General features: G+C 49.7%; 11 protein-coding genes. 2 read left to right on the forward strand and 9 right to left on the reverse strand.

What is annotated here, in order from left to right:
- Window positions 1–90: 90 nt before the first annotated feature.
- The 7 genes from BLA28_RS03615 to BLA28_RS03650 all read right to left on the reverse strand — a co-directional run bounded on the left by BLA28_RS03615 (window position 91) and on the right by BLA28_RS03650 (window position 7,817).
- Entirely contained in the window at window positions 91–1,059 is a 969-nt protein-coding gene (locus BLA28_RS03615; RefSeq protein WP_069156051.1) for an Rpn family recombination-promoting nuclease/putative transposase, read from the reverse strand.
- Window positions 1,060–1,692: 633 nt separating this feature from the next.
- Window positions 1,693–2,619 (reverse strand): LysR family transcriptional regulator, encoded by a 927-nt coding sequence (locus tag BLA28_RS03625; protein WP_044972732.1) that lies wholly within the window; start codon window positions 2,617–2,619, stop codon window positions 1,693–1,695.
- Window positions 2,588–3,787 (reverse strand): amidohydrolase family protein, encoded by a 1,200-nt coding sequence (locus BLA28_RS03630; RefSeq protein WP_069156591.1) that lies wholly within the window; start codon window positions 3,785–3,787, stop codon window positions 2,588–2,590. The genes BLA28_RS03625 and BLA28_RS03630 overlap by 32 nt, the downstream gene beginning before the upstream one ends.
- Before the next feature lie 78 nt (window positions 3,788–3,865).
- Complete coding sequence (locus BLA28_RS03635) at window positions 3,866–4,846, reverse strand: ABC transporter ATP-binding protein (protein WP_044972729.1); 981 nt, start codon at window positions 4,844–4,846, stop codon at window positions 3,866–3,868.
- Window positions 4,847–4,872: 26 nt separating this feature from the next.
- Complete coding sequence (locus BLA28_RS03640) at window positions 4,873–5,862, reverse strand: ABC transporter ATP-binding protein (protein WP_408607636.1); 990 nt, start codon at window positions 5,860–5,862, stop codon at window positions 4,873–4,875.
- Window positions 5,863–5,963: 101 nt separating this feature from the next.
- Window positions 5,964–6,836, reverse strand: coding sequence for an ABC transporter permease (locus tag BLA28_RS03645; protein ID WP_069156054.1), 873 nt, complete (start codon window positions 6,834–6,836; stop codon window positions 5,964–5,966).
- A 51-nt stretch (window positions 6,837–6,887) separates the two neighbouring features.
- Entirely contained in the window at window positions 6,888–7,817 is a 930-nt protein-coding gene (locus BLA28_RS03650) for an ABC transporter permease (protein ID WP_069156055.1), read from the reverse strand.
- 289 nt (window positions 7,818–8,106) lie between these two features.
- Between BLA28_RS03650 and BLA28_RS03655 the strand changes: the two genes are divergently transcribed.
- A complete protein-coding gene (locus BLA28_RS03655; RefSeq protein ID WP_069156056.1) occupies window positions 8,107–9,690 on the forward strand; it encodes an ABC transporter substrate-binding protein in 1,584 nt (527 codons plus the stop codon).
- A gap of 56 nt (window positions 9,691–9,746) precedes the next feature.
- Entirely contained in the window at window positions 9,747–11,210 is a 1,464-nt protein-coding gene (locus BLA28_RS03660) for a serine hydrolase (RefSeq protein WP_069156057.1), read from the forward strand.
- Window positions 11,211–11,305: 95 nt separating this feature from the next.
- Here the strand turns inward: BLA28_RS03660 and BLA28_RS03665 are convergent, their stop codons facing one another.
- Window positions 11,306–11,533 (reverse strand): helix-turn-helix domain-containing protein, encoded by a 228-nt coding sequence (locus tag BLA28_RS03665; protein ID WP_009251368.1) that lies wholly within the window; start codon window positions 11,531–11,533, stop codon window positions 11,306–11,308.
- Window positions 11,534–11,548: 15 nt separating this feature from the next.
- Window positions 11,549–12,154 (reverse strand): hypothetical protein, encoded by a 606-nt coding sequence (locus BLA28_RS03670; protein ID WP_069151777.1) that lies wholly within the window; start codon window positions 12,152–12,154, stop codon window positions 11,549–11,551.
- Window positions 12,155–12,225 lie beyond the last annotated feature (71 nt).

Consider the following 12,225-nt stretch of genomic DNA (forward strand, 5'->3'; position numbering starts at 1 on the left):
CTTGCCGCTTCTTTTTCAAGCACACAAAAGGCCGCCATCCTTCAAAACCGATGGCGGCCTTATCCATTCCCTATTCAATCCCCACTTCCATCATTTCCAGTAAAGCTCCACAGACTCCCTGGCATCCTCTGATGACATCCCAAACTTCTCCGTCACCATTTCCACCGTCTGCTCAAAAGGAACTCCCAGCTTTTCACAGATTTCCGCCAAGGCCTTTATTCCAACCCGTACTCCTTCTGCCTTGCCTTCATCTTTTGCCATCTCCGCAATCTCTTCCAAAGCCTTACACATATCCACTTCCCCTTTCCGCTCAAATCCATCTGTCTTCCACCACTTATCCACATGCAGCAATTCCCTCAGACAATCAAAAGTTTCATAAGAAATATGCCTGAATTCCTCCGGCCTTTCCTGAATATACCGTTTCATCCCCGCACCATCGGCGGCCATACCCAGCAGAGAAAAAACATGCCTTAAATCCGTCCTGAAATTATCCGGCGCCACATTCGAAGCCTGCACCAGGTTCACTTTATAATTCGACATAAACGGTTTCATATCCTCATACTCTTCCGGAATATCCAGCATATCAAAAAGATCCAGAGGCCCCTCCCATTTTCCCGTTCCATAATAAAAACAAATCGTAACCACCGGCGCCAGCCTATCTTCCCTCAACAGCCCCGACAAAAACTCCGCACCATCCCTGTAATCCTTCCTCTTACGGTGCTTATCCGAAAGCGCTTTTACCTGCTCCGCATAATTCATGGCATCATAAACCATTTCCCTCACCGGCATAGCATAATGAGTTTCCCTCTGCCCTTCCACCGCAAAAACAGCATAAGTAGTACGCCCCGACGCCTTACACACAGCATCCCGATACCGTCTTACCGAAACCTTCCCCCCGCCCTTATCCCGAAAAGAAAGCACAGACCTCCCGGACATACTCTCAAGCATCTCCGCCTTCAGCACCTGCTTCCCCCGAAACAAAGAACCATTAAACAAATCACTAAAATTCTCCGGTTTCTCCAGAAACCTCATCACTGCCAAATCCTTTTCCCCTGCCATACAAGCACATCTCCTCCTCATCAATTAATGATAAATCCAAAAGATATGTGCTTTATACAGATTATTATAGACACATCCCAACAAAAAAGCAATTCTTTCGGACATATAAAAGTAAAAAACCTAAAAATGGAATATTTGGCTGAACCGCCGAAAAAAGAAAATCCTATCCAGATAATTTATTTATACCACACCCATCCCCAAAACAAAACCCCAAAAAATATTAACTTTCCATAAACTCCCCTTCTAATCCCTTCTAACCCATCCGCCATCCCATACCCCCAGGTTCCGTTGCCAGTCGTTCCCTCCTGCGCGGGAATTCCGCTTTGTCTCCCTGCGGGGTCTGTGAAGGGGGGCCTTGATGTCCTGTCCCGGGGGACGGCCGGTGTTGGAGTGTGGCGCCCAGGTGCTTTATATACCACGCAGAGGAGACCAATCCCATACGGCAGCCTCACCTGCCGTATGGGATGCCCTGGGCTCATCGAAGTGCCCGGTATATCAGCACCTGGGAGCCACACTCCAACACCGGCCGTCCCCCGGGACAGGACATCAAGGCCCCCCTTCACAGACCCCGCAGGGAGACAAAGCGGAACTCCCGCCGCAGGAGGGAACGACTGGCAACGGAACCGTCCGCTCTCAACGAAACAGGCGCATGATCTCACTGATGAACGTCCGCTCCACCCGCGTCAGCTCCGTCTGATTCTTCTTAATCCATCCGAATTCATATTTCAGGTTCACATTCTGATAAGGATAAATCACCATAGAAATTGGCAGATTCAGCTTATTATATATTTTTGCACTCTGGGCCACACAGAAATAGGCCGGAATCTGCCCGCACAGACTGAACGCCGTATCATTATCCGCCACGTAAACCACCCTGGGGTTTCCGAAAGCGGTACGGATTTCTTTTTCCTCCCGGGTAAACGGATATATCGTCTCCTTAGTTGTTATCAGCAGCTGTTCCGACAGCAGCCCCTTCCTCAGCCGTGTGATCCCAAGCTCATTCACCGGATTGTTCCGATCAACCGCCACTCCCACATTCAGCCTCCCCAGGGCATGATACTCCATGTCATTCTGTGCAAACAGGGAACAGGCCTCCTCTGTATAAAGATTCAGCGTCATCAGAATCCCCAGATCGCATCTCCCGTCTTTCACATCGGTAAAAACCTCCGAATAGGTTTTCTGGTAAAACTGAAAATCCGTATCTGCATTCAGATATTGGGCCAGAAGCCTTGCAAAAATTTCACTGGCGAACAGCATCTGTCCGCAGGAAGCGCTGAATTTTAACGGCTGTCCCTTTTTTTCTTCTGCTTGGACGGCCATGCTTTTTATCCTGTCCACATGCTGCAGGGTTTTCTCCGCCTCCGCAAGAAAAGCCCTCCCGAAATCCGTGGTTGCGATCCCTTCCGTAGTCCTTATGAAAATTTCCTGTTCCAGCTCCAATTCCAGAGCATGTATTGATTTGCTCAATGCCGACTGGGAAATATAAAGGGTCTGGGCTGCTCTGCTGAACGAACCCAGACGATTGATTTCACTGGCATAAATGAGTTGATTCAGATTCATATACGCACGTCCCTTCCTGCCAGACGGCCTGTACATCCTCAAGTGCCCGGATGTCCTCGCCCGGATTCCCCTTTACCGCAATGATATCTGCCAGAAGGCCTTCGCGGAGCAGCCCCAGGCTGTCCGAAAGCCCAAGCGCTTTAGCACCGTTGCCGGTGGCGCAGGCAATCGCTTCCACAGGGGATATTCCATATTGTACCATATAAGCACATTCCCTGGCTACCGGTGAGGCCTTGGGATGGCTGCAGGCATCCGTATCCGTTCCTGTTGCCACAAGGACACCGGTGTCATACAGCTTTTTAAATTGATCCCGGTAGGTCTCCACCGTATCCTTCAGATAATCCCGGTTGCTGCTCAGGCTTTCATCCGTCATAGCCTTCTGTACAAGTTCATAGGCATAATGGAATACGTAAATGGTGGGAACCCATGTCTGTCTGTTATCCCGCATCCGTTCCGCCTGATCCACAGACAGATGGGTGCCGTGTTCAATGCTGTCACAGCCCGCCTGAATGCACATGTCCATGGATGGCCCGTATCCGGCATGCGCCGCCACCTTGCATCCGAACCGGTGTGCTTCTTCCACAGCCGCATCAAGCTCCTCCTGATTGAATTCTTCTCCCCGATAGGCTTCACTGTCCAGAAGCTTAATACAGTCCGCTCCATCTCTGATATTGCGCCTTACCGCTTTCCGGATTTCTTCCACACCGTCCACTTCCTCCACGGCTCCCGTCATACCGTACCCGTGTCCGCCGGTCATGCACAGCCCCTTCAGGCTGGTAAAAATACGGGGCGCCCTGATATAGCCTGCTGCCGCCGCTTCCTTCAAAGCCCTCCCCACGCCGTCTGCGCTGGACATATCACGGATAGTGGTCACCCCCGCTTTCAGCGTATCCTCCATTCTTTTCCCTATAAAATAAGCCCGCAGCATCCTGTCCTCTGCGAGCCTGTCCGCATTTTTCTCTCCATAGTAATAGCCGATATGGGTATGCATATCAATCATACCCGGCATCAGGGTACAGCCCTCAAGCCGGATTTCTTTTTCCGGGAAACGCCTGCGCAGCTCATCTGCCGTACCTACCGCCCGAATCCTCTTCCCGTCCAAAACAACCGCTCCCTGTTCAATAACCCTTTTCCCGTCCCCAACGATTACTCTGTCCGCAACCAGCATCCCTTTTTCCTCCTTCGCCATACTCTATACCCGTCTGTCATTTATCCATATACCGTTCACGCAGTCCGCCGATACACATTAAGATAATTTCCCCGCTTTCAAGCACATAACTTTATGCCCTTTTTCCACTTCCTCCACCCGGACGCTTTCCCTGCATTCCGCATCTGCATAGGGACATCTCCCCGCAAACCGGCAACCTGCAGGCGGATTATAGGGTGTGGGGAGATCGCCTTCCAGCAGAATCCTCTTTTTCTCCCTTTTTTCTTTTCTGGTAAAAGCGGGAGCCGCAGAGAGCAGTGCCTGTGTATAAGGATGGGCAGGGGCATCAAAAATCTGTTTCTTGCTCCCCATCTCAACAATCTGTCCCAGATACATAACCGCCACATCGTCGCTGATAAACCGTACAATACTCAGATCATGGGATATAAAAAGATAGGTCAGTCCCATATCCTCCTGCATATCCTTCAGAAGATTAATGATCTGCGCCTGGATGGAGACATCCAGCGCGGATACCGCTTCGTCACAGACAACAAACTCCGGACTGGCGGCCAGCGCTCTGGCGATACTGATACGCTGTCTCTGTCCGCCGGAAAACTGATGGGGAAAACGAAGGGCCTGTTCCGGAAAAAGACCGCACTTCTCCATAATAGCCTCCACCTTCTCTTCCAGCTCTATTCTGGATGACACCAGCTTATGCGCCGCCAGCCCTTCTCCGATCAGATCGTATACGGTCATCCGCGGATCCAGAGAGGAATAAGGATCCTGAAAAATTATCTGCATTTTTTTCCGCAGCGTATGCATCGCATCGCCTGTCGCCGTGCACACATCCACGCCGTCTATGAGAACCTGTCCCTCCGTTGCCGGCGTAAGGCCGAGAATCGTACGGCCCGCCGTGGATTTCCCGCAGCCGGATTCTCCCACAAGCCCGAGGACTTTTCCCCTTTGTATGGTAAAGCTGATATCGTCCACAGCCTGGACATATCCCAAGGTATGCTGGATAAACCCGCCCTTTACCGGGAAATATTTTTTCAGATTCCGTACATCTACCATGTTATCCATGCTGTTCTTCCTTCCGCAAAACCATTTTACTCACAGCCTCCGCAGTATTTCCAGCAGAACACCTTGTGTTCTTCGGAAAGCTGCGCGGCCTCCGGGAATTCCTTTTCACATTTCTTCCCTGCATACCTGCATCTGGGATGAAACGGGCAGCCCTCAGGTTTATCATTCAACGAAGGCACATTTCCCGGTATCACTTCCAGACGATCCCCTTCAAAGTCCGCCCGGGGCCTGGAATGGATCAGTCCCAGCGTATAGGGATGCGCCGCGTGTTCAAACAATTCGTCCGTGGGAGATATTTCGCAGACCTTTCCGCCATACATCACTACAACGCGATCCGCCATTTCGCTGATCACACCCAGATCATGGGTGATGAAAATACAGGAGCTTCCCGTTTCCTCCTTCAGCGCGTTCATCAGATCCAGAATCTGCGCCTGTATTGTCACATCCAGCGCGGTCGTAGGCTCATCCGCAATTATCAGCTTGGGTGAAGTGATCAGTGCCATGGCTATCATCACCCTCTGGCGCATCCCTCCGGAAAGGCTGAAGGGATAGCGGAACATCATCTCCTCCGGCATGGGTATTTTCACCTTTTTCAGGTATTCCACACACCTTTCCCGGGCATGCCTGTCACTGATTTTCTGGTGGTTCTTCAGGGCTTCCTTCATCTGATCCCCGATTGTATATAAAGGGTTCAGCGCCGTCATGGGTTCCTGGAATATGATTGAAATATCCTTCCCCCGGATTTTCCGCAGCTCTTTTTCCGTCATCTGCAGGGTGTCCCTGCCTTCAAACAAAATCTGTCCGCCTTCATATTTCACATTGCCGCCCTGCACCAGCCTGACAACCGACATGCAACTGACACTTTTTCCGCAGCCGCTTTCCCCGACCACTCCCAGCGTTTCTCCCTTTTTCACTTCAAAGGATACATCATCCACCGCTTTCAGTACGGCCTCATCTGTCACAAAATAGGTCTTCAGATTCCGTATCGAAAGCAAAGTTCCCTGTTCACTCATCATTTGCTCCCATCTGTACTCTATATTCACGCATGCAGTTTCCGCCGAATGCCGGCCGGCAGAACTGAGTCCTTATTTTTTCAGCCGGTCCGCCAAAAAGGGCATCACACTTTCATTTTGGGATCCAGCGCATCCCGCATGCCGTCCCCCACCAGGTTCAGCGCCAGAGCGCTCAGAGCGATGGCGATTCCGGGAAAAAGAAGCAGGTAAGGCGCTGTTTTCATATAATCTCTCGCCGTACTCAGCATAACGCCCCACTCCGGCGTGGGCGGCTGTACTCCCATTCCTATAAAGGACAGGCCCGCTGCCGTAAGCATCATGGACGCAACGGACATACTCGCCTGAATGATGATAGGCCCCATGGCATTGGGCAGGATATGTCTCATAATTATAGTAAAATTACTGCTGTCACACGCTCTGGCAGCCATAATATATTCCTGCTCCACGATAGACAGAATCACCGACCGTACGATCCGGATAAAGCCGGGAAGGCTTACTATCGTCACCGCTATCAGCAGATTACGCATGCTGGATCCCAGCGCCGCTACCACCGCCAGGGCAAAAAGCAGTCCAGGCACGCAGTTAAGCACGTCGCACAGGCGCATCACGATACTGTCGAACCTGGAGCCGTAAATACCGCAGCAGGCCCCTATAATTCCTCCCAGCAGCAGAGAAACCGCAGTGGTTCCCACACCCAGGGACAGGGAACGCCTGCTGCCATGTATGATCCGCGCGAGCATATCTCTTCCGAACTCATCCGTCCCCAGCCAGTGCTGCATACAGGGCGCCATCAGCCTGTCCTTGGGACTCTGGATGACAGCCGCTTCATAGGGGATCAGCAGGTCCGCAAATAACGCAAAGAATACAAATACGGCAAGAACCACAAGGCCTGCCATTGCCGCCTTATTTTTCCGGAACAGCTTCCAGGCATCCGCCGCGTTGTTGCTTTTTCTTTTCTTTTTCTTTGTTTTTTCCATAAATTTATTCCTCCGGGCCGGCAATTCCGGCCGCCGCAGCCAAAGCTGTTTTTATTTCACGACCTTTTCCCGGATACGGGGATCGATTACGGCATACAGGATATCCACCACCACCATTACGAGGCAGAAGAAGGCGGACAGAAACACGGTAGAAGACATGACTACGGGAATATCCTTACTGCGGATAGCCGTCAGGATATAGTTTCCCAGTCCTGGGATGGCAAATACCGTTTCACAGATAACGGCCCCGCCCAATATAGAGCCGAAGCTGGTTCCCATCACGGTAAGCACCGGAAGAAGCGCATTTTTCAGCGCATGCTTCCACACCATACAGGCCGGTGTGCAGCCCTTGGCTTTAGCCGTACGCATAAAATCCTGGCGGATGGCTTCCAGCATGGTGGTACGGGTCAGCCGCATCAGCTGGGCGCTGCCCCCTGCCGCCAGCGTCAGCACAGGCAGGATGTAGCTTCTCCATTCGGCAATCCCATGGGTAGGCAGAAGCCCCAGCTTCAGGCCAAACACATATATCAGCACCATTCCCAGGAAAAAACCGGGGATGGACGCAAACAGGATGGCTGTTATCGTACTGAAGGTATCCGCAAAGGAATACTGTCTCACCGCCGATAAAATCCCCAGAGATATCCCCACAATGGAAGAGACAATAAAGGAAAGGCAGCCAAGCTTCAGCGTAACAGGCACTTTGGTGAAAAACTCTCCGGTAAAAGGCTGTCTTGTTCGGTAGGAGGTTCCCAGATCCCCCTGAAGCAGATTCCCTATATAGGAAACAAACCGTACCAGAAAAGGCCGGTCATATCCCAGCTGATGATTCAGTTCATCCACCGTCTCCTGTTTTGCGGAGATACCAAGTATCTGCCTGCCCGGATCTCCCGGCGTGAAATTCATGATGGCAAAAACGATGAACAAAACCCCAAGCAGGGTCGGTATGATAAGGAGCAGCCTTTTTAATATGTACTTCAGCATTCTTTCATTCTCCCTTTTCAGCAGAAGATCAGATATGTCGGATATGCATTATTTTCATAACGCAAACTTCAACACTTTATCGTAACATAGTCATATAATATTGCAATATTCGGCATCTGTCAACAATTAGCCCCATCTATGCTATAACTTTTATTCATAGCATTTATGATATTTTTACAAATCCAATCGGTTAGTTTTCGTGTATAATGTTAGATATTTACTAAGTTTGGTCATTTTATTTTTAGTAACTCGTTTACGGGTATGAACCCATACCAAAGAGGAGGATTTTATGAAAAAGAAATGGAAAGCCCTTACCGCTGTCTGCTGCGCGGCGGTTCTTACCTTAAGCCTTACCGCCTGCTCCGGCTCCTCCGGTTCCAATACCGGTTCCGACAGCTCCGCCGGCACTACTGCCGCCGGAACCACAGGAGAGGAAGTCTCTGCTTCTTCCGGAAGGACAGATTTAAACATCCATATCGGCGACGCATTCAGCACGGTGGATCCCCATAATTTATCCCTGAATGCAGATATGATGCTGAGCCGCCAGATTTACGAGCCTCTCTACTGGCTCAATGACAGCGCAGAAGAAGTTCCCATGTTGGCAACGGAATATTCCGTGAGCGAAGACGGCCTTACCTGGACCTTTAAGCTGCGTGACGGCGTTACTTTCCAGAACGGAGAAGCCATGAAGGCAAGCGATGTGGTTTATTCCTATGAAAGATGCTTTGACAACGCCTATATGCAGGAAAAAGTGGAAGCCATCGATTCTGTAACCGCTCCGGACGATTCTACGGTAGAAATCCATCTGAAATATCAGTTTTCTCCCCTCATGGAAAAAATCGCTTCCATCGGCATCATCAGCGAGAAATTCGCGGAAGAAAATAAGGATACCCAGGGTATTCTTGGCTTTAACGCCTGCGGTACCGGAGCCTATTCCATGGCAGAGGCTGTCCCTGATGTGAGCGTAACACTGGAAGCTTACCCCGGTTACTGGGGAGGAGAACCGTCCATCAAAACACTGCACTTCGAACTGATTACGGACGATACCACCTCCATCACCGCCTTTGAAGCCGGAGAACTGGATGTCATGGGTGTTCCCTCCGCCAACTGGGAAGAAATCGTTTCCAACGATGCCTTTGCAACCTCCGCCCGTCCTTCCAACCATGTGGTCTACCTGATTTTTAATACGGAAACAGATCCTTTTAACAATAAGGAGCTCAGACAGGCTGTAGCTTATGCTGTAAACCGTCAGGATATCATTGATGTGGCAGCAGACGGCCTGGCAAGTCCTGCAACCTCCCTTGCCACCTCCTATATGTTCGGATATACAGATGATCATATGACCTATGAATATGATCCGGAAAAAGCCAAAGAACTCCTTGCCCAGGCGGGTTATCCCGACGGACTGGATATCGGAAGCATCAAAACCCTGGGCGGTTCCTATTTCGAAAAAGTAGTTCAGGTAGTTCAGGCAGAGCTCGCCGAGGTGGGTATCACCTGCACCATTGAAAGCATGGACGGAAACAGTCTGGTAAATGACTGTATCACCGGCAATTTTACCATGGCCGATATGGGACAGAACCTGAGTCTGGATTATGATTTCCTGAAAACATATTTCAATGAAGAGTATATTGACGGCCTGAACATGGCCCGCTATTCCGACAGCACCATCCAGGATCTGTTTGAAAAAGGCGCCTCCACAACGGATAAAGAAGAACGCCTTGCCATTTATAAGGAAATTGAAGATTTAACCCAGGAAGTCTGCACCTATGTCCCCCTCTACAATCTGCAGACAACCACCGCCTGGAACAAAGATCTGAACTATACACCTTCCATCACCGGTGTTCTTTACAAGGACTTCAGCTGGAAATAACTTTACTGCATATGTGAAAATGCATGCGGCCTTCTGCCGCAGGAATTGAGGTTGCCATGATAAACCGTAATGAAATTCAGGAAAAAGCGGAGGAATTAATAGCCCGCTATCAAATTCCCTCCGTCAGCATCACTTATTATCAAAACGGAAGCTATGAAACCATTCATGCAGGCTATAAGGATGTGGAAGGCCAGGTTCCTGCCGATGCCGATACTCTGTATTCCATCGGCTCCTGCACCAAATCCTTTACCGCCGCCGCAATTGCGGTGCTCTGCGATAAGGGTCTGATCCATCTTGACGATCCGGTAGTCAAAATCATCCCTGAATTTGACATGTATGATTCTTACGCCGGCTCCCACCTGACCATCCGCGACATGCTGTGCCACCGCTGCGGCCTTCCCCGCCATGAATTGGCCTGGTATCCCCGCCTTTCCCAATATTCAGAAAAACAGATGATTGATATGCTGCGTTATCTGAAACCCAACGAACCCTTCCGTTATAAAATGCAGTACCAGAACATGATGTACACCCTGGCAGGATTTGTAATCAGCCGGGCTAGCGGCACCACCTGGGAAAGCTTTGTCCGGGAAAACCTGATTGAACCGCTGGATATGGGCCCGATTTCCTTTGATGCCCCCCAGCTGGAAACCTTTGAAAGCCGCGCCAAAGGCTATCGCTTCTTCGAAGGCGCGCCCGTTCCCGGAAACAAGCAGGTGCCCTACTGTCCGCTCTATACCATGTGTCCGGCCGGTTCCATCAGTATGACCAGCACACAGCTTGCCAAATGGGATGCCCTTTTCCTGAATAAAGGAAAGGCAAACGGAAAACAGATTATTTCAGAAGAAATGTGTACACAGATGTTCACACCGCAGATGCTTATTTCCGACCCTATTGCGGAACCCCTTCAGGGTTATCTTGATATGTGTTCCTATGGGCTTGGATTTTTCGTGGAGAACTACCGCGGGACAAAGGTAGTCCAGCATGGTGGCCACATCGACGGCTTCATAGCCGACCAGTGTTTTGTTCCGGATAAGGATTTTGCCTGCTCCGTACTTACCAACTCCGAAAATCCTTACGGAGCGAGGGTCATGCGTTATCTCCTTCTGGATGCCATACTCGAACAGGAGCCTGTGGACTGGATCGGAAGCTTCCTCCGTTTCCAAAATGATATGAAGAAAAAACAGCAGGAAGCTCTCACCAGCCGCACTGCCGTAAAATCACAGTCAGAGGAATATCCCTGCCCCGCTCCCCTTTCCTCCATCTGCGGTACCTATTCTGACAACGGCTACGGAGACATTACTATCCGTGAGGAAGAAAGCGGGCTTTCCCTGGAGCTTGGAACCCTTACCCTACATGGTTTCCACTGCCGCAGCCAACATTTTCTTTTTACCGAAGAACATGTGCTTCCCGGCCTGGAGCTGGAAGCAGAAGCGGAAATCGATCGGAAAGGAAATGTGACCGCTTTCCTGATAGCTCTGGAACCAACGGATAAAGAAAAAATACGTTTCCTAAAAAAATAGCAGATATTTATCTGCAGACTGCATAAAAACATCCTGCCGGGAACCATTGCAAGGTACCCCGGCAGGATGTTTTTCATATCTTTCCCACATAATAACTACTCTTCTCTTTTCAGCGACCCTTCCCGGGTATACTCCAGAATATCCCCGGGCTGGCAGTCCAGCACATCGCAAATAGCATCCAGCGTGGAAAACCGGACAGCCTTTACCTTTCCCGTTTTCAGATTGGATAAATTCACATTGGATATCCCCACCCTGGCAGCAAGTTCATTTAATGAAATTTTTCTGTCAGCCATGACCCGATCCAGCCTTAATATTATCGCCATATCTCACTCCTGTTTCTAAACGGTCATATCCGAATTATTCTGGTATTTATAACCATAACGCAATAAAAGCGCCATGACAAGAGCCAAAAGCCCGGGGATAAAATAGTTTCCATCAAAAACACAGCGATTTCCCTTTGCTAGGATCTCAAAATTCGTATAATATCCATCGATTCGCGGAAACAGAAATGATGCTGCAAGAATAGCAATACTCGCTGCTATCCCAAATCCATACAGAACACTGTTGAATGGTCTTTTGCTGATTGCTATGGAAACCAGCATCGAAAAACACAGACACAAAATAACACAATACAAAAGCCTCTGTGAATAATTTATAAGCATTTTTGAATCTCCAACTATCTCCGGCCAGGACACCGATAACATCATCCCCAGATAAATATGCACTAAAATCCCCGATAAAAAAATAGCGGTTCCCAGCAATATTTTAAATCCCACAGACAGCCTGACAGGCCGATCCTTCTCCCCTCCAATAACAGGTGATCCGTCATAAAATTCCTCTTTTACTTCCCTTTTTCTTTCCTTCACTTCTTTTTTCCTTTTATACCACAATTCCCATTTATCCCATCCCCTGTCAAACCATTCCAAAAATTTTTCCGTTACCATCCTGAATTCCTCCCCTCACACCATGTTCCTGTCCACATGTTCCTCGCAAACACATTCCTTCTTATTCCTTA

Source organism: Eisenbergiella tayi, from assembly GCF_001881565.1.
GTDB classification, from domain to species: domain Bacteria; phylum Bacillota; class Clostridia; order Lachnospirales; family Lachnospiraceae; genus Eisenbergiella; species Eisenbergiella tayi.

Bases quoted from the DNA above. Each gene is read 5' to 3' on its own strand.
- BLA28_RS03615 (WP_069156051.1), bottom strand. From the start codon at position 1,059: ATGGCAGGGGAAAAGGATTTGGCAGTGATGAGGTTTCTGGAGAAACCG.
- BLA28_RS03625 (WP_044972732.1), bottom strand. From the start codon at position 2,619: ATGAATCTGAATCAACTCATTTATGCCAGTGAAATCAATCGTCTGGGT.
- BLA28_RS03630 (WP_069156591.1), bottom strand. From the start codon at position 3,787: ATGCTGGTTGCGGACAGAGTAATCGTTGGGGACGGGAAAAGGGTTATT.
- BLA28_RS03635 (WP_044972729.1), bottom strand. From the start codon at position 4,846: ATGGATAACATGGTAGATGTACGGAATCTGAAAAAATATTTCCCGGTA.
- BLA28_RS03640 (WP_408607636.1), bottom strand. From the start codon at position 5,862: ATGATGAGTGAACAGGGAACTTTGCTTTCGATACGGAATCTGAAGACC.
- BLA28_RS03645 (WP_069156054.1), bottom strand. From the start codon at position 6,836: ATGGAAAAAACAAAGAAAAAGAAAAGAAAAAGCAACAACGCGGCGGAT.
- BLA28_RS03650 (WP_069156055.1), bottom strand. From the start codon at position 7,817: ATGCTGAAGTACATATTAAAAAGGCTGCTCCTTATCATACCGACCCTG.
- BLA28_RS03655 (WP_069156056.1), top strand. From the start codon at position 8,107: ATGAAAAAGAAATGGAAAGCCCTTACCGCTGTCTGCTGCGCGGCGGTT.
- BLA28_RS03660 (WP_069156057.1), top strand. From the start codon at position 9,747: ATGATAAACCGTAATGAAATTCAGGAAAAAGCGGAGGAATTAATAGCC.
- BLA28_RS03665 (WP_009251368.1), bottom strand. From the start codon at position 11,533: ATGGCGATAATATTAAGGCTGGATCGGGTCATGGCTGACAGAAAAATT.
- BLA28_RS03670 (WP_069151777.1), bottom strand. From the start codon at position 12,154: ATGGTAACGGAAAAATTTTTGGAATGGTTTGACAGGGGATGGGATAAA.